This is a genomic window from Micromonospora sp. WMMC250 (assembly GCF_027460215.1).
Lineage (GTDB): Bacteria > Actinomycetota > Actinomycetes > Mycobacteriales > Micromonosporaceae > Micromonospora > Micromonospora taraxaci.
The window spans coordinates 1324910-1345745 of the sequence record NZ_JAPZBJ010000002.1 but is presented as its reverse complement, the minus strand read 5'-3'; the positions used below and the strand labels follow the sequence as shown (position 1 = coordinate 1345745).

The 20836-nt window shown below is 71.7% G+C and carries 27 protein-coding genes; 22 read left to right on the top strand and 5 right to left on the bottom strand.

Going from position 1 to position 20836, the window contains the following annotated elements; translation table 11 throughout:
* From selB to O3438_RS05750, 4 genes are all read left to right on the top strand, one after another.
* The gene (gene selB, locus O3438_RS05765) at window positions 1-1755 is read left to right on the top strand and encodes a selenocysteine-specific translation elongation factor (RefSeq protein WP_269678933.1); all 1755 of its coding nucleotides are present in this window, start codon (window positions 1-3) and stop codon (window positions 1753-1755) included.
* Window positions 1756-1798: 43 nt separating this feature from the next.
* Window positions 1799-1996 (top strand): hypothetical protein, encoded by a 198-nt coding sequence (locus O3438_RS05760; RefSeq protein WP_088989536.1) that lies wholly within the window; start codon window positions 1799-1801, stop codon window positions 1994-1996.
* A gap of 79 nt (window positions 1997-2075) precedes the next feature.
* Window positions 2076-3353, top strand: a complete 1278-nt coding sequence (locus O3438_RS05755) for a hemolysin family protein (protein ID WP_269678932.1) — start codon at window positions 2076-2078, stop codon at window positions 3351-3353.
* A gap of 72 nt (window positions 3354-3425) precedes the next feature.
* Window positions 3426-3611 carry a hypothetical protein gene (locus O3438_RS05750; protein ID WP_036410487.1) on the top strand — a complete coding sequence of 62 codons (186 nt, stop codon included), beginning with the start codon at window positions 3426-3428 and terminating at the stop codon, window positions 3609-3611.
* Between the two features lie 4 nt (window positions 3612-3615).
* Here O3438_RS05750 and O3438_RS05745 read toward each other — a convergent pair whose 3' ends face one another.
* Entirely contained in the window at window positions 3616-4266 is a 651-nt protein-coding gene (locus O3438_RS05745; RefSeq protein WP_269678931.1) for a hypothetical protein, read from the bottom strand.
* A 136-nt stretch (window positions 4267-4402) separates the two neighbouring features.
* On the opposite strand from O3438_RS05745, the gene O3438_RS05740 reads away from it, so the two are divergent.
* Window positions 4403-4606, top strand: a complete 204-nt coding sequence (locus O3438_RS05740) for a hypothetical protein (protein ID WP_088989539.1) — start codon at window positions 4403-4405, stop codon at window positions 4604-4606.
* Here the strand turns inward: O3438_RS05740 and O3438_RS05735 are convergent, their stop codons facing one another.
* From O3438_RS05735 to O3438_RS05725, 3 genes are all read right to left on the bottom strand, one after another.
* Window positions 4607-5083 (bottom strand): hypothetical protein, encoded by a 477-nt coding sequence (locus tag O3438_RS05735; RefSeq protein WP_269678930.1) that lies wholly within the window; start codon window positions 5081-5083, stop codon window positions 4607-4609.
* Window positions 5080-5292 (bottom strand): phosphatidylethanolamine-binding protein, encoded by a 213-nt coding sequence (locus tag O3438_RS05730; RefSeq protein WP_088989541.1) that lies wholly within the window; start codon window positions 5290-5292, stop codon window positions 5080-5082. The genes O3438_RS05735 and O3438_RS05730 overlap by 4 nt, the downstream gene beginning before the upstream one ends.
* A gap of 72 nt (window positions 5293-5364) precedes the next feature.
* The gene (locus O3438_RS05725) at window positions 5365-6246 is read right to left on the bottom strand and encodes a universal stress protein (protein WP_269678929.1); all 882 of its coding nucleotides are present in this window, start codon (window positions 6244-6246) and stop codon (window positions 5365-5367) included.
* Window positions 6247-6363: 117 nt separating this feature from the next.
* Here O3438_RS05725 and O3438_RS05720 point away from each other — a divergent pair, with 117 nt between their 5' ends.
* The 15 genes from O3438_RS05720 to O3438_RS05650 all read left to right on the top strand — a co-directional run bounded on the left by O3438_RS05720 (window position 6364) and on the right by O3438_RS05650 (window position 17945).
* The gene (locus O3438_RS05720; RefSeq protein WP_269678928.1) at window positions 6364-7110 is read left to right on the top strand and encodes an SAM-dependent methyltransferase; all 747 of its coding nucleotides are present in this window, start codon (window positions 6364-6366) and stop codon (window positions 7108-7110) included.
* A 71-nt stretch (window positions 7111-7181) separates the two neighbouring features.
* Window positions 7182-8354, top strand: a complete 1173-nt coding sequence (locus O3438_RS05715) for a PP2C family protein-serine/threonine phosphatase (protein WP_269678927.1) — start codon at window positions 7182-7184, stop codon at window positions 8352-8354.
* Between the two features lie 53 nt (window positions 8355-8407).
* Complete coding sequence (locus O3438_RS05710; RefSeq protein ID WP_269678926.1) at window positions 8408-8872, top strand: MarR family winged helix-turn-helix transcriptional regulator; 465 nt, start codon at window positions 8408-8410, stop codon at window positions 8870-8872.
* A gap of 292 nt (window positions 8873-9164) precedes the next feature.
* A complete protein-coding gene (locus O3438_RS05705) occupies window positions 9165-9797 on the top strand; it encodes a CDP-alcohol phosphatidyltransferase family protein (protein ID WP_269678925.1) in 633 nt (210 codons plus the stop codon).
* The gene (locus O3438_RS05700; protein ID WP_269678924.1) at window positions 9794-10738 is read left to right on the top strand and encodes a DUF881 domain-containing protein; all 945 of its coding nucleotides are present in this window, start codon (window positions 9794-9796) and stop codon (window positions 10736-10738) included. The genes O3438_RS05705 and O3438_RS05700 overlap by 4 nt, the downstream gene beginning before the upstream one ends.
* Window positions 10735-11067: a small basic family protein gene (locus O3438_RS05695; RefSeq protein WP_088989548.1), complete on the top strand. Its 333-nt coding sequence runs from the start codon at window positions 10735-10737 to the stop codon at window positions 11065-11067. Before O3438_RS05700 ends, O3438_RS05695 begins: the two co-directional genes overlap by 4 nt.
* 10 nt (window positions 11068-11077) lie before the next feature.
* On the top strand, window positions 11078-12106 hold the full coding sequence (locus tag O3438_RS05690; protein ID WP_269678923.1) for a DUF881 domain-containing protein: 1029 nt from the start codon (window positions 11078-11080) through the stop codon (window positions 12104-12106).
* Window positions 12107-12166: 60 nt separating this feature from the next.
* On the top strand, window positions 12167-12547 hold the full coding sequence (gene gcvH, locus O3438_RS05685; protein ID WP_088989550.1) for a glycine cleavage system protein GcvH: 381 nt from the start codon (window positions 12167-12169) through the stop codon (window positions 12545-12547).
* A gap of 215 nt (window positions 12548-12762) precedes the next feature.
* Window positions 12763-13215, top strand: a complete 453-nt coding sequence (odhI, locus tag O3438_RS05680) for an oxoglutarate dehydrogenase inhibitor Odhl (protein WP_007071101.1) — start codon at window positions 12763-12765, stop codon at window positions 13213-13215.
* 50 nt (window positions 13216-13265) lie between these two features.
* Window positions 13266-13964: a transcriptional regulator FtsR gene (gene ftsR, locus O3438_RS05675; RefSeq protein WP_269683577.1), complete on the top strand. Its 699-nt coding sequence runs from the start codon at window positions 13266-13268 to the stop codon at window positions 13962-13964.
* A gap of 185 nt (window positions 13965-14149) precedes the next feature.
* Entirely contained in the window at window positions 14150-14614 is a 465-nt protein-coding gene (locus tag O3438_RS05670; protein WP_088989552.1) for a bifunctional nuclease family protein, read from the top strand.
* 196 nt (window positions 14615-14810) lie between these two features.
* Window positions 14811-15407, top strand: coding sequence for a MerR family transcriptional regulator (locus O3438_RS05665; RefSeq protein ID WP_269678922.1), 597 nt, complete (start codon window positions 14811-14813; stop codon window positions 15405-15407).
* Window positions 15408-15667: 260 nt separating this feature from the next.
* Complete coding sequence (locus O3438_RS05660; protein WP_269678921.1) at window positions 15668-16066, top strand: group I truncated hemoglobin; 399 nt, start codon at window positions 15668-15670, stop codon at window positions 16064-16066.
* A 2-nt stretch (window positions 16067-16068) separates the two neighbouring features.
* Window positions 16069-17250 carry a globin domain-containing protein gene (locus tag O3438_RS05655; protein WP_269678920.1) on the top strand — a complete coding sequence of 394 codons (1182 nt, stop codon included), beginning with the start codon at window positions 16069-16071 and terminating at the stop codon, window positions 17248-17250.
* Entirely contained in the window at window positions 17247-17945 is a 699-nt protein-coding gene (locus O3438_RS05650) for a DivIVA domain-containing protein (RefSeq protein ID WP_269678919.1), read from the top strand. The genes O3438_RS05655 and O3438_RS05650 overlap by 4 nt, the downstream gene beginning before the upstream one ends.
* Before the next feature lie 74 nt (window positions 17946-18019).
* On the opposite strand, the gene O3438_RS05645 is transcribed toward O3438_RS05650, so the two are convergent.
* Window positions 18020-18676, bottom strand: coding sequence for an NAD(P)H-binding protein (locus tag O3438_RS05645; RefSeq protein WP_269678918.1), 657 nt, complete (start codon window positions 18674-18676; stop codon window positions 18020-18022).
* A 132-nt stretch (window positions 18677-18808) separates the two neighbouring features.
* Between O3438_RS05645 and O3438_RS05640 the strand changes: the two genes are divergently transcribed.
* Together O3438_RS05640 and O3438_RS05635 are read left to right on the top strand one after the other, a co-directional pair.
* Window positions 18809-19876 (top strand): MerR family transcriptional regulator, encoded by a 1068-nt coding sequence (locus O3438_RS05640; RefSeq protein WP_269678917.1) that lies wholly within the window; start codon window positions 18809-18811, stop codon window positions 19874-19876.
* A gap of 82 nt (window positions 19877-19958) precedes the next feature.
* Window positions 19959-20804: an NAD-dependent protein deacetylase gene (locus tag O3438_RS05635; protein ID WP_269678916.1), complete on the top strand. Its 846-nt coding sequence runs from the start codon at window positions 19959-19961 to the stop codon at window positions 20802-20804.
* Window positions 20805-20836: the final 32 nt, after the last annotated feature.

Below are 20836 nucleotides of genomic sequence, written 5' to 3'. Positions count from 1 at the left end.
GTGTTCGTCGTCGCCACCGCCGGACACGTCGACCACGGCAAGTCGACACTGGTCCGGGCGTTGACCGGGATGGAACCCGACCGGTGGGCCGAGGAACGCCGCCGGGGGATGACCATCGACCTGGGCTTCGCGTGGACGACGCTGCCGTCCGGCGGCACTGTCGCCTTCGTCGACGTACCCGGGCACGAGCGGTTCGTGCCGAACATGCTCGCCGGCGTCGGCCCGGTGCCGGCGGCGCTGATCGTGGTGGCCGCCGACGAGGGGTGGATGCCGCAGTCCGCCGAGCACCTGGCCGCGCTCGACGCGCTCGGTGTCGCGTACGGCCTGCTGGCGGTGACCCGCGCGGACCTCGCCGACCCGGGGCCGGCCACGGCCCGCGCCCGGGCCGAGATCGCGGCCACCAGCCTCGGCGCGGTGCCGGCGGTGGCCGTCAGCGGCCTGACCGGCGCGGGCCTGCCGGAGCTGCGGACCGCGCTGGACGGCCTCGCCGCCCGGGTGCCCGCCCCCGCGGTGGACGACCCGGTGCGTCTCTGGGTGGACCGAAGCTTCACCGTGCGGGGCAGCGGCACCGTGGTCACCGGCACCCTCGGCGGTGGCCGGCTGCGGGTGGGCGACGAGTTGGAGGTGGCCGGGGCCGACGAACCGGTCCGGGTCCGCGGCCTGCACTCCCTGGGGGAGGCCCGACCGGAGGTGCCGGCGGTGGCCCGGGTGGCGGTCAACCTGCGCGGTACGCCCCGTGACCGACTCGGCCGTGGCGACGCGCTGCTGACCCCGGGCCGGTTCCACCGCACCGACCTCGTCGACGTGCGACTCAACGGCGACCCCGCGGCCGACCTGCCGGCCACCCTCACCCTGCACGTCGGATCGGCGGCGGTGCCGGTACGGGTCCGTCCGCTCGGCCTGGACACCGTACGGCTGCGGTTGGCCCGCCCGTTGCCGCTGCTGGTGGGCGACCGGGCGCTGCTGCGCGACCCGGGCCGCCACCACGTCACAGGTGGGGTACGGGTGCTGGACGTGGCGCCGCCACCGCTGGCCCGCCGAGGTGCCGCCGCCGCCCGCGCGCAGGTTCTGGCGGAGCTGGACGGTCGTCCGGACCTGGCCGGGGAGTTGCGCCGCCGTCGGCTGGTCCGGGCCGGCACGTTGATCCGGATGGGTGTGCCGGTGCACACCGCGCCGGTGGCCGGCGACTGGTTGGCCGACCCGGCCCACTGGCAGCGCCTCGGCGAGCAGGTGACCGAGGAGGTCGCCCGCTACGCCCGGGACCACCCGTTGGAGCCGGGGATGCCGCTGGACGCGCTGCGTCAGCGTCTCGCCCTGCCCGACCGGGTGCTGGTCGAGGCGCTGGTCCGGCCGCCACTGCGGATCCACGCCGGGCGGGTCGGGACGGCGAGCGTCGACGCGTTGCCGGAGCCGGTGGCCCGGGCCGTGCGGCGGGTCCGCGCCGAGTACGGCGACCGGCCGTTCCGGGCCCCCGAGGCGGACCGCCTCGTCGACCTGGGTCTGGGCCCCCGGGAGATCGGCGCCGCGGTACGGGCCGGCGCCCTGCTGCGACTGGCCGACAACGTGGTGCTGCTGCCCGACGCGCTCGACGGCGCGGTCCGGGTGCTGGCGGGGCTGCCGCAGCCGTTCACGCTCTCCGCCGCCCGGCAGGCGTTGGACACCACCCGTCGGGTGGCCGTGCCCCTGCTGGAGCTGCTGGACCGTCGCGGCGCGACCCGACGACTGCCCGACGACGTCCGGATCGTCGTCACCTGAGCAACCCGCCCCCGGGTCCGCGCCGGTCGCCTACGGTGACGCCATGGACCCTTCCGCGGTCTGGCGGGACCGGCAGCACCAGTGGCGGATCGAGGCGTACCGCGCGCCGGACCTGCGCTTCGCCATCTACGCCACGAACGGGCCCACGGAGTCCGTGCCGCTGTGGCTGTTCGGGATGTCGGCGCTGGCCCGGTGGCTGATGACCCACTCCATCTCGCTGGACGACCTGGAGGTCGACTGAGCGGGGGCGCGGTCGCAAACCGGCCCGCGCCGCGCCTCGCTGCGGTTGAGTGACAGCAGGCGGCGGACGGGGGTGCGCGATGGGTGGCCAGCTCGGGCAGTTGGCGCTGGTGGCCGTCCTCGTGCTGGTCAACGCCGCGCTCTCCGGCAGCGAGATGGCGCTGGTGACGTTGCGCGAGGGGCAGTTGCGACGGTTGGGTCGGCGCAGCCGTTCCGGCGACCGGTTGGTGCAGCTGTCCCGTGACCCGAACCGCTACCTGGCCACCATCCAGCTCGGTATCACCCTGGCGGGCTTCCTCGCGTCGGCGGCGGCCGCGGTGTCGCTGTCCGAGCCGCTGGTCGGCCTGCTCGGGTTCCTCGGCGGCGCGGCCCGTCCCGCCGCGGTGCTGCTGGTGACGGTGCTGTTGACGTTCGTCACGCTGGTGCTCGGCGAGCTGGCCCCGAAGCGGCTGGCCATGCAGCGGGCGGAACGGTGGGCGCTGTTGAGCGCCGGTCCGCTGGATCTGCTCGCCCGCGTTTCCCGGCCGGCGGTGTGGCTGCTCAGCCGGGCCACCGACGCTGTCGTCCGGCTGGCCGGGGGCGACCCGCGGGCCAACCGGGAGGAGATGACCGAGGAGGAGTTGCGGGAGATGCTGGCCAGCCAGCGCGGGCTGTCCGCCCAGCAGCGGGAGATCCTGACCGGGGCGTTCGACATCGCCGGTCGCACGCTGCGGGAGATCCTGGTGGCTCGGCGGGAGGTGACGACGTTGCCGGCCGACCTTGGCGCGGACGAGGGGGTTCGTCGGCTCGCCGCCGCCGGGCGGTCCCGCGCCCCGGTCACCGGTCCCGGAGGGTTGGACGAGGTGCTCGGCGTCGTGCACATCCGTGACCTGGTGCAGGCCGGCGCCGCCTCGGTCGGCGAGCGGGTCCGGTCGCCGCTGCTGCTTCCGGTGACCCTGCCGGTCGCCGACGCGCTGCGGCAGCTCCGGCAGCAGCACCAGCAACTGGCCCTGGTGGTCGACGAACACGGCGGCATCGACGGCATGGTCACCATGGAGGACCTGCTGGCCGAGGTGGTCGGCGAGTTGTACGACGAGACCGACCGGGACGTGCACGGCGTCGTCCGGGAGCCGGACGGGTCGCTGCTGGTGCCCGGTGACTTCCCCCTGCACGACCTGCCGGACCTGGGGGTGCGGCTGAGTTTCCCGTTGTCCCGCGACTACACGACGGTGGCGGGGTTGGTGCTGGCCCGGCTGCGGCACCTGCCCGGCGAGGCGGGGGAGACGGTGCGCCTGCCCGGGTTGACCCTGGAGGTCGTGGAGGTCGCCGACCGGGCCGTCCGTCGGGTGCGGTTGCGCGGGTTCGTCAGTGACCGGTGACCGTCACCCGAGCAGGGGACAAAACCCTCGAATACGGATGAAAGCCGAATGAGCCCGGTTACGGTGCGATACGTGAAGGACCGAGGGTTGCGTACGTTCGTCACGGTGCTGGCCGGCCTCGCGGTGATCTACTTCGGTAGCGCCGGCCGCAGCCCCGAGGAGGGCCGTGGCATCTCCGGCGGGGTGGTGGTCCTGGCACTGCTCGCCGCCCTGCTGGTGTGGCACCTGACCCGTCCGGGAGACAAGACGGTGAAGTGAGTGCTCAACGGGCGGCGACGCGGGCGACCTCGCCGGCCGACTCCTCGCCGAGCGCCACCCGTACCAGCGCCGAGGCGAGACGGCCGAAGTCCGGTTCGTCGACGAGCCCGGCCAGCCGGTCCGGGGAACCCGGCAGACCCAACCGCTTCGCCCCGGCCAGGGCCCGCCGGTCGGCGTACGGGCGCACGTCCGACCAGACCGCCTGGGCTTCGCGCAGGTAGATGTCCGCGCCGGTGGGACCGATGCCGGGGAACTCCGTGAGCCGCCGGCGCAGGCCGACCGGGTCACCCTTGGCCTCGCGGTGCAGCCGTCGCAGGTCACCGTGCCAGCGGTCCAGGCACAACCGGGCCCCGGTGCCGAGCATGGTCGCGGTGCGCTCGTCGTAGCGGCGGTAGTGACCCCGACCCAGCGCGTCGACGCGCTGCTGCCAACTGGCCGCCTCCATCGCCTGGGGCGTGCGGTAGCCCGCCGCGAACAGCTCCCGCGCGGCGTCCACCGCCACACACGCCCGGATCCGGGTGCTCAGCAGGGTGGTCAGCACCAGCAGCTGGTACAGCGGTCCCGGTCGGTCGGAGAGCCGAATTCCGGCCTCCTCCGCGTACGTGCGGCCGCGCCGGTCCAGCAGGACCCGCACCACGGTTCGGTCGTTGCCCACACCGCCCTGATACCCGGTTTGGAACCGGGTAGCCGTCCCGCCGACGCCTCCGGGCCGGAATGCCCCCGGGGCGGGCGGGTATGCCGGCGGTGGAGGCGGTCGATGCCGCCTGCCGTACCCGGAAGGGAGACACCCCGTGACGAACCCGCAGCAGCAGGAGCTCCGCCGCAACGCGCTGGGCGCGACCAGCCAGGACAACAAGGGCCCCGCGCCGGGCGGGCACCCGGCCAACCGTGGCACGTCGCGCGGCGACGCCGGTCGCCCGGTGCCCAGGGGGCAGGTGTCACCGTACGGCCCGGCCGGTGAGCCGGTGGCCGAGGACGACAGCGACACCCGCTGATCAGCGACCGCGACCGGACGGCCGCCGCAACCTGTTCCAGGTGGCGGCGGCCGTCAGTCCGTACGCGAGGTGCGGAACGATGTCGGAGAGCCAGTCGGAGCGCCGCCAGGTGCGCGGGTCGCTGAGCCCCAGGGCGGTGATGGACCCGTCCGTCATGGTCATCACACCGGCGCCGAGCAGGCCGGTGGCCACCGGCAGTGGTTGACGCCGATCACCGGCGTAGAGCGCGAACGCGACACCCGCGGCGATACCCAGCCCGTAACCGATCAGGGGCCCGAGACCGGAGCGGCGGTTGGCCCTCCGGTCCCCGGACCCCAGATCCAGGTGGGCGTATCCGGCCAGCTTGTCGACGGTCTCCTGCGGGACATCGCTCTCCGGTCGCCCCCGAAGTGCCATGTCGAGGTAGCTCACCACGTTCAACGCGGTGCTCCCGACGGCGCCAGCGATGGCGCCGTCGGCCACGTCGACCCTTCTCACTTCGGGTCGCCCGGTTCGCGCTCACTCTTCGGCCCGTACGTGCGGTCGCCTCGTACCACCCCTCGTTGGCCGCGATCCTCCTGCAGGATCCGGTTCGCGACCTGGTTGGCCTTGCCGTCGGGAACCCGGCGTCCGGAGTCGTCGATCGCGTTGCGCAACCGCGCCCGCTGCTTGTCGTACGCGTTACTGCCCGGCCGTGGTCCTGGCATTTGCTGCCTCCTTCGTCGGCGGTCTGGGCGTACCGCGGCCGTCTACCCGTCTGCCGGCGCGCCAACCCCGCGTCAGTGGGGCGCGCGGACCACGGCCACCGGGCACTGCGCGTGGTGCAGCAGGGACTGGCTCACCGACCCCAGCAGCAACCCGGTCACCTCGCCGCGCCCCTGCCCACCCACCACCACCAGTTGGGCGGAGCGGGACGCGTCGGCGAGCACGCTGCCCGTTCGTCCGCGTACCGCCCGGCAGGTCAGCCGCACCGTCGGGTGGCGCTCGGTCGCCCCGGTCAGCCAGCCGGCGAGCATCCGCTCCTGTTCGCCGTGCAGCTTCGCCTCGTCGTACACCAGGGGTTGCATGTCGCCGGGGCCGCTGCTGCCCGGATGCCGGTAGGCGTGCATCGCCACCAGTGGCACACCGCGGGACACGGCGGTCTCCGCGGCGAAGTCGGCCGCGACGCGGGAGGCTTCCGAGCCGTCCACCGCGGCCAGCACCGGCTCGTCGGGCCGTTGCGCGCCGCGGGCCACCAGCACCGGACAGTCGGCGTACGCGGCGACCTGCACGGCGACCGAGCCGACCACCAGCGCCGAGAAGCCGCCCAGGCCACGGTCGCCGAGCACGATGAGCGCGGCGGTGGTGGACTCACCCACCAGCACGGCGGCCGCCTCGCCGTCGATGATCTCACCGGAGATCGTCAGCCCGGGCGCTGTCGCCTCGGCCTCGGCCACCGCTGCCGTGACCAGTTCCTCGGCCCGGTGGCGTAGCCCACCCCCGGGCGGCGCCCCCGGGGCGGGGGACACCGGCACGTGCAGTAGCGGCCAGATGAACCCGTGCACGACCCGCAGCGGTCGGTGCCGTCGCGCGGCCTCGGCGGCGGCGAGGCGTACGGCCCGCAGCGCCGGCTCCGAACCGTCCACGCCGACCACGACCGCAGCGTTGTTCGCCGAGTTCACCGCCCACCTCCCGCCCGCGGTCAGTATCGCGGGCTCAGAGGCCTCCGCGTCGCGATACCGCGGAGCGCGTCGGGGTCGGTACGCTGGCGACGACCGGCCGGGGAGGGGGCGTCGTCGATGGGTGAACCGGACCAGCCGAGCACCGCGCGGATGATCGACTTTTGGCTCGGTGGGGAGCACCACTTCCCGGTCGACGTGGCCGCCGCGAGTGCGTTCGAGCAGGCGTACGGGCCGTGCGCTCCGGTGTTCCGGGAGCTGCGGGCGTTCCTGGGCCGGGCGGTGCGGGCGATGGCCGAGCAGGGGGTGGACGGTTTCCTGGTGTTCGGCGCCGGGGTGCCCACGCGGGGCAACGTGCACGAGGTCGTCACCGACGCGACGGTGCTCTACACCGACGTCGACCCGGTCACCATCCGGCTGGGGCAGAGCATCCTCGCCGGCAGCGACCGGGCCGGCTACGGCTTCGGTGACGCTACCGACATCGGCACGATCGACCCGGCGCAGTTGCACCGGTTCGTGCCCGGCTGGGGTCGACGGCCCGTCGGGGTGGTCTTCCTGGGCCTCGCCGCGTTCCTCGACGACGAGACGTTGACCCGTACGCTCGACGAGTTGTACGCCGCCGCGGCGCCGGGCAGCCTGCTCGCCGTGGACTTCGACACCGAGGAACTGGCGGGTTACCCGCAGGCCCTGGCGATGATGGGCCCGCAGTTCCGGATGCGTCCACCGGAGGCGTTCGCGCCCCTGCTGGGTCGGTGGGCGCCGACGGCGGACGGAATCGTGCCCGTCACCGACTGGCGGCCGGAGGGTCCGCCGGCCCAGGTGCCCGACGCGTTCCACGGCGTGCTCGCGGCCCGGGGCGGCGACTGACCGCGCCGATGTGGCGTCCGGGGGCGTCCGTATGATGCTTGCCCTGTAGCAAGCTTCTCGAGAGGACGACCATGGCGGACGTGCCGGACGTGGTGTCGCGCGCGCTGCGCGACGCCCCGCCCGACCAACTGGCGGAGGCGGCGGACCGGGTGATCCGGTCGACGATGGGTGCGCTGCGCACCGACGTGTTCGTCGCCGACTACCGGATCAGCGGGCTGTGGCCGCTGCTGGATCCGGACCTGCCGGCGGCGGGTTTCCTGGCCTGTCACACCGTGGCACAGCGCTGTTTCAGCAGCCAGCAGCCGGTGCGCGACGGCGAGGGTCCCTGCCGGCTGTACCTGCCGCTCACGGTGTGGGGGGAGCGGCTGGGTGTGCTGTTGATCGAGCTTCCCGACGTGCCCGGTCCGGCGGTCACCGGCCGCGCCACGGACGTCGCCGGCGCCCTCGCGGTGGCGATGCGCGCGGCCGACCGGGAGACCGACCGTTACCGGCGGGCACGCCGTCGCGAGCGACTCACGATGGCCGCCGAGATGCAGTGGGACCTGCTGCCCGGTCGCAGCGTGGCGCACCAGGCGTTCGACCTGGCCGGCCAGCTGGAGCCGGCGTACACCGTGGGAGGTGACCACTTCGACTGGTCCCTGGACGGTGACCGTCTCACGCTGACGGTGCTCAACGGCGAGGGCAACGGTCTGGCCGCGTCGATGCTGACCTCGGTCACCGTCAACGCGATGCGCAACGCGCGACGGTCCGGCGGTGGCCTGGTGGAGCAGGCCGAGTTGGCCTCGGACACGGTCTTTTACCAGCACCGGGGTCAGCGGTACGTGGCCACTCTGCTGCTTGAGGTGGACACCCGCACCGGGCAGGTACGGGCGGTCGACGCCGGTTCCCCGCACCTGCTGCGGATGCGGGGGTCCGTGGTGGAGCAGATCAAGCTGGACCAGCAGTTGCCGTTGGGGATGTTCGCGGAGACCCGCTACGAGTTGCAGGAGTTGCGCCTCGAACCGGGTGATCGTCTCTTCGTGGTCAGCGACGGGGTGTGGGCCGCCGAGCCGCCGGGTCAGGAGCCGTACGGGCAGCGCGTGATGGCGCGTTCCCTGCGCGCCACGCGGTTGCAGCCGGCGGCCGAGGCGGTTGGTACGGTGATGCGCGAGCTGCACGCCTACCACGCGGAGTCCGATCTGCGGGACGATGCCGTCGTGGTCTGTCTGGACTGGCGGGGTCCACGTGAGCGGGGCAGCGGGTGAGGGCCGCCGCTGCGCCGGGTGGCCAGCAGCGTGACGACGGCAGGGGACATCGGGTGGAGCGACCTGCGGATCTCGCCGCGGCGATCAACGCCGCTGCCGAGACGCTGATCGCCGTCCTCGATTCGGCAGCGTCGCGACACCAGTTGCCGCCCACCCAGTTGCGGGTGCTGATGCTGATCAGCAGCCGGCAGGAGACCAACGTCAACGGGTTGGCTGAGCTGCTGGACGTGGTGCCCTCGTCGGCGAGCCGTCTCTGCGACCGGTTGGAGGCGACCGGGTTGTTGCGCCGGGTGGCCGATCCACGGGACCGTCGCGAGGTGCGGCTGCTGCCGACCTCGGCCGCGCTGACCCTGCTGGAGGAGTTGGCGGAGCGGCGGCGGCGTGCGGTGCAGACCGTGTTGGATCGGATGCCGACGCGGATGCAGCACGATCTGTTGTTGGCGTTGGTCGGGTTCGCCCGGGCGGCGACGCAGCCGGTGCCCGAGCAGCAGAACGATCCCGCGGCGCAGACCGCATGAGCGGGGCCCAGTCTCCACTAGTATCCTAGGACGCTCTACGCGTGGTGATCCACACCACAGTGCGGCAATGCCGCACCGGATGCCGCGCGGCAGCACCCCAGGGGCCAGGCGGAAGCCCGATATAGTGACAGCGCACTTAGCCGGCCCGCGATCATCGAGATCGCGGGCCGCGTCAGGGGAGGGGCCCCGCCCGGGGCCGCAGGGGGAGCCGGCGGTGGCCGGCCCGACAACGCGTACGCCCCTCAGCCACGCCCGCCGTCGGCTGGGGGTCACGTGCCGTCAAGGAGGATCGGTGTCGCGTCGGCCGGCTCGGGCAGAGCAACCGCCGGACACCGGTGACCAGACTCCCGGCAACCAGGTGCTCACCCTGCCCAACCTGATCAGCTTCGGGCGGTTGCTGGGCGTACCGCTCTTCCTCTACCTCTTCCTGGTCAGCCGGGCCGACGTGGCGGCGATCGTCGTGCTCGCCATCGGCGGCACCACCGACTGGGTCGACGGTTGGATAGCCCGCCGCCTACGCCAGGTGAGCCGGCTCGGCGAGCTGCTCGACCCCCTCGCCGACCGGCTCTACATCCTCGCCACCCTGATCGCCTTCACCGCGCGCGAGGTGGTGCCGTGGCAGTTCACCGCGGCGCTGCTGGCCCGCGAGGTGCTCCTGCTCGGCTCCCTGGCGGTGCTGCGTCGCTACGGGTACGGGCCGCCGCCGGTGCACTACGTGGGTAAGACAGCGACGTTCCTGCTCCTCGCGGCCTTCCCGGTGCTGCTGCTGGCGACCGAGTGGAGCGCGGCGGCGACGGCGACCGCCGCGATCGGTTGGGGGCTGGCCTGGTGGGGGCTGGTGCTCTACTGGGTGGCCGGCGCGATGTACGTCGTACAGGCGGCCCGGTTGGTGCGCGCGGCCCGCGGCCCGGGGGCGGCGGCGTGAGCGCGCCGCGGCTCGGGAAGCCCGGTCAGGACCGGGTGTACGCGCCGGACTTCCTCACCGAGCTGTTCCGCAACCCGTTGGATCCGGGGTACGCGGACGCGGCGGCCGCCCGTCGGCGGTCGGCGGAGTCCGGGCCGGTGCGGGGTTGGCGGGCGCGGTCGTCGCGGACGGTCAGCCTCGTCGTGGTGGTGATGCTCGGCTTCCTGTTCGCGGTCGCGTACCGGCAGACGATGGCGGACGAGCCGGGGCGCAGCCAGGCCCGTTCCGGTCTGGTGACGCAGATCAAGGAGCGGGAGAGCCAGACCGACCGGCTGTCGACGCGGGCCGACCAGTTGCGCGAGGAGGTCAGCCGGCAGCGGGACGCGGCGTTGAGCGGGTCGGCGGCGGCTCGGCTGCGCAACCTGGAGGCGAGTACGGGCCTGGGTCGGGTGCGCGGCGACGGTGTGGTGGTGCGGTTGGCGGACGCGCCGGACAACGCGGATGCGGTGACCGGCGCCGGTGCCGGTCCGCCGCGGGTGCTGTACAGCGACCTGCAGGGGGTGGCCAACGCGTTGTGGAGTGCCGGCGCGGAGGCGATCGCTATCAACGGGCAGCGGTTGACGTCGACGTCGACGATCAGGTCGGCGGGTGAGGCGATGTTGGTGGACTTCCGGCCGGTGACCGGGCCGTACGAGGTGTCGGCGATCGGTCCGGGTTCGATGCGGCGCAAGTTCGAGGCGAGTCGGAACGCGGCGCTGATGCGGGAGGTCGCGCAGAAGACCGGTTTGTCGTTCGGTGTGCGGGAGTCGGACGACCTCACCCTGCCGGCGGCTGCGGAGCCGCAGCTACGCTACGCCAAGCCGTCGGTCAGTCCGAGCCCTTCCGCGTCGGGTGTCCGGTCCGGCAGTCCTGGGTCGTCCGGTCCGACGACGACAGTTAGCCCCTCCGGAGGTGGCCGATGATCGCGGTGCTGGCGTTGCTCGCCGGTGTGGTGCTCGGTGTGGTGCTTGATCCCGCGGTGCCGGCGGCGTTGCAGCCGTACCTGCCGATCGCGGTGGTGGCCGCGTTGGACGCGGTGTTCGGTGGTGTGCGGGCGCGGTTGGACCGCATCTTCGACGACAAGCAGTTCGTGGTGTCGTTCATCTCGAACGTGCTGGTCGCCGGTCTGATCGTGTATCTGGGTGACCAGTTGGGGGTGGGCGGGCAGTTGTCCACCGGTGTGGTCGTCGTGTTGGGTGTGCGTATCTTCGGCAACGTGGCGGCGATCCGCCGGCACCTGTTCCGGGCGTAGGTTGGTTGCGATGAGTGACGAGCAGACCGACACGGGGACGGGGTGGCCGCAGCCGGCGGGTCCGGCGCGGCCGGGTGGGCCGGCGGGTGAGCCTGATCCGCGGCCGGACGCGCCGGATCCGGACGAGTTGAGCCCGTTGGCGCCGCAGGGTGAGCCCGCGGAGCCGGAGTCGGGTGATGAGCCTGCGGTGGAGCCGGTCGACGACGGTGCGACGGTGGACCTGAGGGCCGTGTCGCGGTCGGGGGAGCCGGCGGAGCGTTCCGACGGGTCGACCGACGCGGTGGGGAGCTCTGACGGGCTGGCGGAGCCGGTGGGGGAGTCGACGCCGGTGGTGGGTGGTCGGTCCCGGTTGAGTGCTGCCGGGGTGATGATCGTGGCGTTGTTGGTGTTGCTGGGTTTCACGTTGGTCGTGCAGTTGAAGACGACGTCGAAGGACCCGACGTTGGCGGCGACGCGGCAGGAGGACCTGGTCCGGATCCTGTCGGACCTGGATGCGCGGGAGAGTCGTCTTCAGCAGGACATCCGTGCTCTGGAGGACAGCCAGCGGCAGTTGCAGTCGGGTGAGCAGGGTCGTCAGGCGGCGTTGGACGAGGCGACGCGGCGGGCCGACGAGTTGGGGATCCTGGCGGGTACGTTGCCGGCGGTGGGCCCGGGTCTGACTGTTCAGTTCGATTCCGGTGTCAAGCCGATCACGGCGAACCGGGTGTTGGACGCGGTGCAGGAGCTGCGGGGTGCGGGTGCCGAGGCGATGCAGATCTCCGGTGGTGACCGGGCGACGGTGCGGATCATCGCGTCGACGTATTTCCTCGACGGGGACAACGGGTCGTTGGTGGTGGAGGGGCGTCGGTTGACGGGGCCGTACACGATCACGGTGATCGGTGATCCGGCGACGATGCGTACGGCGTTGAACATTCCTGGTGGGGTGGTGGCGTCGGTTCGGGGTGGCGGCGGTAACGTGACGTTTGGGGAGCGTGAGGTTGCCGAGGTTTCGGCGCTGCACGTGCCGATCAAGTTGGAACACGCCCGTCCGGTCTCCTGACCGGCGCGGCCGCGCCGGACCCGGGTGGTCCGGGGCACCGATGGATGAAGGACACGTCTGGTGATTCCTGAGGATCTGCGATACACCGCCGAGCATGAGTGGGTGGCGGGTGACGGCACGGGTGTGATCCGGGTCGGCATCACGCACTTCGCGCAGGACGCGCTGGGTGACATCGTGTACGTGCAGTTGCCCGAGGCGGGTTCGGTGGTCGCGGCCGGTGACTCGTTGGGTGAGATCGAGTCGACCAAGAGCGTGTCGGAGATCTACGCGCCGGTCGCGGGTACGGTTGCGGCCCGTAACGAGGCGTTGGGTGACACGCCTGAGCTGATCAACACTGATCCGTACGGTGAGGGTTGGTTGGTGGAGATCACGCCGAATGATCCGACGGCGACGGATGGGTTGCTGACGGCGGGCGCGTATCAGAAGATCACCGAAGGCTGAGTGAGCTTGTTCCGGTGCGTGGGCTGTGTGCGCGCGTCCGGTTGCCCTGCATTTCGGCGCTGGCTAGGCTCGCCCAGTCGACCGAGAACCCAAATAGTTGAGCGTTGCGGAATTGCCTTCCCGGGCACGGGGAGCCAGCCGCCGGGTGTGCATGTGCCCGGCGGCCAGACCCGCCATTACCCGACGCCGACCGAACAGATCCGTGAGGTGGTCCCATGACGCGGCCAGACGACGAGTTCCCCCCGCTCGACGTCACTTCGACGCTCAATCTCGGTTCGCTCGACGAAGTGCTGGAGGGGCCGGACACCGATGTGGTGCCGAGCCGGATGTCCGGTTCGTTGCCGCCCGGTATGGCGCTGCTGGTGGTTCGTCGAGGTCCGAATGCGGGTGCCCGGTTCTTGTTGGACCACGATGTGACGACCAGTGGCCGGCATCCGGACAGTGACATCTTCCTCGATGACGTGACGGTGTCGCGTCGGCACGCGGAGTTCCACCGTGACGGTGGCACTTTCACGGTGCGGGACGTGGGCAGCTTGAATGGCACGTACGTGAATCGTGAGCGCGTCGAGGCGGCCACGTTGAGCAATGGTGACGAGGTTCAGATCGGTAAGTTCCGAGTGGTGTTCATCGCCGGTCCGCGCCCGGAGGAGGAGGCCGGCCGGGGGTGAACGAGCCTGCGGCCTCCACGTCACCCGGTGCGGCCCGGTCTCAGCCGCTGATGAGCATCGGTGAGGTGCTCGGGCAGTTGCGGGTGGATTTCCCGGACACCACGATTTCGAAGTTGCGGTTTCTCGAGGCCGAAGGGCTGGTGGAGCCGCAGCGGACGGCGGCGGGTTACCGGAAGTACAGCTGGGACGATGTGGCGCGGTTGCGGTTCGTGTTGACCGCGCAGCGGGACCGGTATCTGCCGTTGCGGGTGATCCGTGAGCAGTTGGCGCAGTGGGATTCGTCCGGTGAGCAGCCGGAGAGGTCGCGGCCGGCGTTGGTGGCGGTTGGTCCTGATGGTGAGGTGCCGGGTCGTGAGTCGGAGCCGGCCGAGTCGTCGCAGGTGCGGCTCGGCCGGGCGGACCTGGTGGCGCGTAGTGGGATCGACGAGTCGACGTTGGTGGAGTTGGAGCGGCTCGGTGTGCTGGTGTCGGATCCGCCGGGTTGGTATGACGGGGATGCTCTGATCATCGCGTCGGCGGTGGCGGGGTTGGCGTCGTACGGGTTGGAGCCGCGGCATCTGCGGGGTTATCGGACTGCGGCGGACCGTGAGGTTGGTTTGTTCGCGCAGTTGGTGGCGCCGTTGGCGCGGCAGAGTGATCCGGCGGCGCGGGCGCGGGCTGCGGAGACGGCGCGGGAGTTGGTGGCGTTGTCGGAGCAGTTGCACGCGGCGTTGGTGCGGGTGGGTCTGCGGTCGACGTTGGGTCGTTGATGGTGCCCGGTGGGCGGTGGCTGAGCGGAAAGATCTCTTCCGGGAAGCGTGCCGTAGGCTTGCCGGGGTAACCCCTTTCTGGCGCGGGCGTGGTGCTGTAGCGCATGGGACGGCCGTGTCGCGGTCCGTGTACCGTGCAGGGAAGGGCGCGGTGCGGCGTAGGTGACAACGACACGGAGGCGGCGGTGCGCGAGCTGAGCGTGGTCGGAGTTCGGGTGGAGTTGCCTAGCAACCAGCCGATCGTCCTGCTCAGGGAGGTCGAGGGGGACCGCTATCTGCCGATCTGGATCGGTGCGGTCGAGGCGACGGCTATCGCTTACGAGCAGCAGGGGGTCAAGCCGGCCCGGCCGTTGACCCATGATCTTCTGCGGGATGTGTTGGCGGCGTTGAAGGCGCCCTTGCAGGCGGTGGAGATCACCGAGCTCAAGGAGAACGTGTTCTACGCGGATCTGTTGATCGGTGATGGGGTGCGGGTGTCGGCGCGGCCGAGCGATTCGATCGCGTTGGCGTTGCGTGTCGGTGCGCCGATTCGTTGTTCGGAGCAGGTCCTCAGCGAGGCGGGGATCGTTATCCCTGATGAGCAGGAGGACGAGGTGGAGAAGTTCCGCGAGTTCCTGGACCAGGTGCGTCCGGAGGATTTCGCGGGCTGAGGTGTTTCTGGGCTCTGCGCCTGGGGTGTGACGGTCGGTGATGCCCTGGTGCGGTTGGTGATCTTTCCTGGTGACTGCGCGGCGTGTCGCGTCGGTTCCTCCGTGGTAACCCCTGAAGGTGGCTATAGGGTTGCCGTGTCGAGGGGTGCGCGTCCCGGAAACGACGCGTCACCGCACTGACGGGGAGGTTGTCCGGATGCACGAGCCGCAGGATTCCGATCCGGGTCGAGAGTGGGTTGAGCCGGGTGTCTCGTCGCCGCAGGTGGCGGTCGAGGGTGAGGGTTCGGTTGGCTACCGGGGTGTGACGGCCTGCCACGCGGTGGGCATCAGTTACCGGCAGTTGGATTACTGGGCGCGGACGACGCTTGTGGTGCCGAGCGTTCGCGACGCTTCGGGTTCGGGGACGCAGCGGTTGTATTCGTTCCGGGACCTGGTGGTGTTGAAGGTCGTGAAGCGGTTGTTGGATGCGGGGGTGTCTCTGCAGAACATCCGTAAGGCGATCGAGGCGTTGCGGTCGCGTGGTGTGGAGGATCTGGCCGGGATCACGCTGATCTCCGATGGGACGACGGTGTATGAGTGCCGGTCTCCGGAGGAGGTGGTCGACCTGTTGCAGGGGGGCCAGGGCGTTTTCGGGATCGCGATCGGTGGGGCTTTCAAGGAGATCCAGGGGTCGTTGTCGCATCTGCCGGCGGAGCCGGCGACGAGTGGCCCGGTGGAGTCTGCGGTGGCGTCTGATGCGGATCCGGTCGGTGACGAGTTGGCGGCGCGGCGAGCGCGGCGGCGGGCCGGCTGAGCGTTCCCATTTCCCGGGCTTTTTCCGGTTGGTTTTCTCGCGACCCTCGGTGACGGTGGTGGGTGCCGTCGAGTCGGTGCGGTCCATTGTGGATACGCTGGGTGTCGTTGCGGTGGCCGATTGTGGATCTACCTGTCGGTAGTGGTGACGCAGCGTGTGTGTCGATTGTCGGGAACCCGATACGGGGGCGCTGACCGGAGGCGTTTGACACGCTATGGTCCCTGACGGTTCTGGACCCTTCACCCCCGGAAGGAACGACCGTGACGGTTACGGAAGAGACCGCTCCCGCTTCGCACTACGACCGCATTGGTGGTGCCAGTTCGGTCAAGGCGGCGGTTGAGCTGTTCTACGACAAGGTGCTCGTGGACCCCGAGTTGGCGGGTTACTTCTCCGATGTGGACATGGTGGGTCAGCGGCGGCATCTGACGTTGATGTTGACCACGGTCCTGGGTGGCCCCAACGAGTACACCGGGCGTGGGTTGGCCGAGGCGCATCAGCCGTTGAACATTCCGGTGGAGCACTACGCGAAGGTGGGTGAGCACCTGACGGTGACGCTGACCGAGTTGGGTGTTCCGTCGGACATCCTGGCTGATGTGCAGACGGTGCTGGGACAGGTGCAGGACCAGGTGGTGGCCCGCGAGAACCGGTCGGGCGCCTGAGCGTGGACGCGGCCCGACTCAAGCAGAGCTGGTCGTTGGTCGCCGCGCACGGTGACCAGGTGCCGCTCTACTTCTACTCGACGTTGTTCCTGTCTCATCCCGAGACGCGGCAGATGTTCCCCACGAACATGGCCGGGCAGCGGGACCGCCTGGTGACCGCGTTGGGTCACATCGTGTCCAACGTGGACCAGGTGGATGACCTGGTGGGTTTCCTTCAGGACCTCGGCGCGGATCACCGTAAGTTCGCGGTCCGTGCGGAGCACTACCCGGCGGTCGGTGAGGCGCTGGTGGCGACGTTGCAGCATTTCCTCGCCGAGCAGTGGACCGATGAGTTGGCGGCGGACTGGACGGCCGCGTACGGGTTGGTCGCGCAGGTGATGACGGAGGCGGCGCAGGCCGCCGAGGCGGTGAACCCGCCGTGGTGGGTGGCGGAGATCGTGGCGCACGAGCGGCGGGCGTTCGACGTGGCGGTGTTGACGGTGCGTCCGCAGTACCTGTTGCCGTTCACTCCCGGTCAGTCGGTGGGGGTGTCGCATCCGTCGGTGCGGTCGTGGCGGTACTACTCGCCGGCGAACGCGCCCCGGGCGGATGGCACGTTGGAGTTCCACGTGCGGGCCGCGCCGGGTGGGGCGGTGTCGTCGCGGTTGGTGTACGGGTCGGCGGTGGGTGATCGGATCCACCTGGCGGCGCCGGTGGGGGAGCGGCTGGCGTTGTGGTCGGCGGGTTCGAGTGACCTGCTGTTGTTGGTGGCGGGCACGGGCTGGGCGCCGGTGAAGGCGTTGGTGGAGCAGGTGGCGGCGGAGGGTTCCCGCCGGCGGGTGGACCTGTACGTGGCGGCTCGTTCCCGCAGTGAGCTCTACGACAGCGAGGCGATCGACAAGTTGGCGTCGTCGCACTCGTGGTTGACGGTGACGTACGTGGTGGGTGCCGATGTGCACCGGCCGGGGGAGTTCGTGCACGCGGTGGATCGGGCGTTGGCCGACGGTGACTGGCGTTCCCGGCACGTGTTCGTGTGTGGGTCGGACGAGATGGTTTCACACGCGGTGCAGACGTTGGTCCAGGCGGGTTTCCATCCGGGTCAGGTGCATCACGAGGGCCTGGGTTCGCAGTGGTACGGCTCGGCCTGGCGGACGGCGGTGCAGGGCACCACCGCCGGTGACACTTCGGGAGGCGGGAACAGGTGAGCGCGACCCCGATCAGTCGGTATGACGGGATACAGGTTTCCGGCGGTGTGCAGGTGCGGATGACCGCCGATCGGGTCCGGCGGTGGGAGTTCGGGTCCGCGTCGTTCGCCCGGCGTGGTTACGACAACACGGACGTGGACCGGTTCCGGGTGCAGGTGGCCGACGAGTTGGACCTGTTGGCGACGCAGATCGCGACGTTGCGGGCGGAGAACGAGCGGCTGAACGACCGGGTGGAGTTGCACCGGCACGGGGTGATCCCGAGTACGGGTGCGGCGGCGAAGGTCCCGGCGGCGCGGGAGGTGAATCTGCTGTCCGCGGCGCAGCGTGAGGCGGAGCAGATCATCGCGCAGGCGCACGACTATGCGCGGCGGGTGGCCGAGTACGCCCGGGTGCAGTACGAGAGCTACCTGCATGCGGCGGAGGCCGAGGCGAAGCAGGAGGCGGAGCGGGCGGTGGCGGAGTACCGCAGCGCGGCGGGGCCGAGCTTCGACGACACGGTGGCCACCCGGGAGGCGTTGCGGATCTTCGGCGAGATGATGGTGTCGCACATGCAGGCGGCGGCGCGGCATCTCGACGACGGCAGTGAGCATCTGGCGCGCACGATGGACCGGATCGCGGCGGAGACGCCGGGGGCGCCGTTCGCTGCTGGTGCTGCGGCGGGCCGGTCGGCGTTGCCCCGGCACCAGCAGCGCTGACCTGGCTGGCACCGCTCACGTGCTGGTGCGGCCGGCACGTCGGTGGCCTGGCCGGGGCGCGCCGTCGGCCCCGCTCAGGTGGCGGCGGCGCGGACGGCGTCGGTGATCGGGGTGGGGCCGGCGACGAGTTCCAGGGTCGCGCCGGTGGTGCGGGGTTCGTCGAGGAGCGCGGCGAGGACGTGGGCGACGTCGGCGCGGCTGATGGCGCCGTGTCCGGCGTGCCGGGTGAGGGTGACGGCCGCGGTGGGTGGGTCGTCGGTGAGACGTCCGGGTCGCAGGACCGTCCAGTCCAGGTCGCGGTCGCGGAGGTCGTCCTCGGCGGCGCGTTTGGCGCGTAGGTACGCCGCCCACACGTCGTCGGTGCCGGCGGCGGGTGGGTCGTCCACGCCCATCGAGGAGACGAGCAGGTAGCGGCGGACGCCGGCGCGGGTGGCGGCGTCGGCGAGGAGCGCCGCGGCGGCCCGGTCGACGGTGTCCTTGCGGGCGGCGCCGCTGCCGGGGCCGGCGCCCGCCGCGAAGATCGCCGCGTCGGCGTCGGTGAGGTGCGTGGCGAGGTCGGCGACAGCGGTGTGTTCCAGGTCGCAGACGACGGGTGTGGCACCGGCGGCGCGTACGGTCTGGGCCTGTGCGGGGTTGCGGATCAGCCCGAGCGGGGTGTCGCCGCGTTCGGTGAGGCGGCGGTGCAGCAGCAGGGCGATCTTGCCGTGGCCTCCGGCGATGACGACGCGCATGCGCCCAACCTACCGGCGGTGTGGGAGCCCTCGCAGCGGACGAGCGGACCGCGTGGGCTTGACCTTGACCTTTGGGGAAGGCCCACCCTGGGGTGTGCCGGTCGACGTGGCCGGCACGAGGAGGGTGTCGACGTGGGGCTCATGACCATCGGGGTGTTCGCGCAGGCGGCGGGGCTGACGCCGAAGGCGCTGCGCCTGTACGACCAGGTGGGGCTTGTGCCGCCGGCCGCGGTGGACGCGGAGTCCGGCTATCGGCTCTACGACCCGGCGCAGGTGCCGTCGGCCCGGTTGGTCGCCCAGCTGCGGGGCATCGGTATGCCGTTGGCGACGATCCGCGTCGTGTGCGGGTTGGATCCGGCGGCGGCGGCCGAGGCGGTCACCGCGTACTGGCGGCGGGTCACCGCCGACACGGCGGCCCGCGCGCGGCTGGCGACCATCCTCGTGGACCACCTGTCCGAAGGGGGCGCCACCATGTCCGACCCGAGTACGACCATCGCTGTGCGCTACGCCGCCCGTTGTGACACGGGGTTGGTGCGCGACAGCAACGAGGACGCCGCGTACGCCAGCGACCGGTTGCTGGTCGTCGCCGACGGCATGCGGGGGCCCGGCGGTGCTGCCGCCAGCGCCGCCGCGGTTGACGCTCTCACCCCGTTGGCGCTGGTGGACGCGCCGGCCGTCGACCTGGTGACGATGCTCGCCGCCGCGGTCGCGGACGCCGACCGGAGTGTGCGGGCGTTGGCGACCGACGACCACCAGCCGGGCACCACGGTGACCGCGGTGCTGCGCAGCGGTTCCCAGCTGGCCCTCGCGCACGTCGGTGACACCCGCGCCTACCTGCTGCGCGATGGTGAGTTGTCGCTGCTCACACGGGATCACACCTGGGTGCAGGCGCAGGTGGACCAGGGCCGGCTCGACGGTGACGCGGCCGCCGCGCATCCGCAGCGCGCGTTGTTGGTCCGCGCCCTCGGCGCCGGGACGCAGGTCGAGGTGGACCTGGCGCTGCGTACCGCCCGGCCGGGTGACCGGTATCTGCTGTGCTCGGACGGGTTGTCGGCGGTCGTCGACCGGGCGGCGGTGTGGTCGGCGGTGGCCGCGCCGACTGGCCCGGCGCAGACGGTACGGGCGTTGGTCGAGTTGGCGCTGGCGCAGGGGGCGCCGGACAACATCGCCTGTGTCGTCGCCGACGTCGTCGCGGTGTAGACGTCGCCCGCCGTGCGCCGCCGGGCCCCTCCCGGTGCGGGGTTCGGCGGCGGGTGGTGGGTTGAGGCAGCATGGAGGGGTGATGGAGAGCCTCGACGCGTTGACCTCGCTGGTGGCCGGGGGTGGGGTGGTGGTGCTCAGCGGCGCCGGCCTGTCCACCGAGTCGGGCATCCCGGACTACCGGGGCCCGAGTGGGGTGGCGCGGCGGCACACGCCGATGACGTACCAGGCGTTCACCCGGGATCCGGTGGCCCGGCGGCGTTACTGGGCGCGTAGCCACCTGGGGTGGCGGTTGATCGCCGGTGCGGCGCCGAACGGCGGGCACCGGGCGGTGGCGGGGTTGCAACGGGCCGGTCTGGTCGACGCGGTGATCACCCAGAACGTCGACGGTCTGCACGGTGCGGCCGGCAGCACGTCGGTGATCGAGTTGCACGGTCGCCTCGACGAGGTGACCTGCCTGGACTGCGGCAACCTGACCTCCCGGGAGGAACTGGACCGGCGGTTGCGGGAGGCGAACCCGGACTTCTCGGCCCGGGTCGCCGCGGTGAACCCGGACGGTGATGTGGATCTCCCCGACGAGCAGGTGGAGGCGTTCCGGACGGTGGACTGCGGGATCTGCGGCACCGGCATGTTGAAGCCGGACGTGGTGTTCTTCGGCGAGACGGTCCCGCCGCAGCGGGTGGCGCGGTGCTTCGAGGCCGTGGGCCGGGCCCGGTCGTTGCTGGTGCTGGGGTCGTCGTTGACGGTGATGTCCGGGCGACGTTTCGTGATTCGGGCGGCGAAACAGGGCATCCCGGTGGCGATCGTGAACCAAGGGCCGACCCGTGGTGACGGGCACGCCAGTGTGTGCGTCGACGCGCCGTTGGGTGCGGTGTTGCCGGAGCTGGCCGCGCGGGTGAGCGGCAGCGCGGCCACCGTCGGCGTGTGACCGGCGGGCAGGTGACCGGCGCCGGCCGGGGG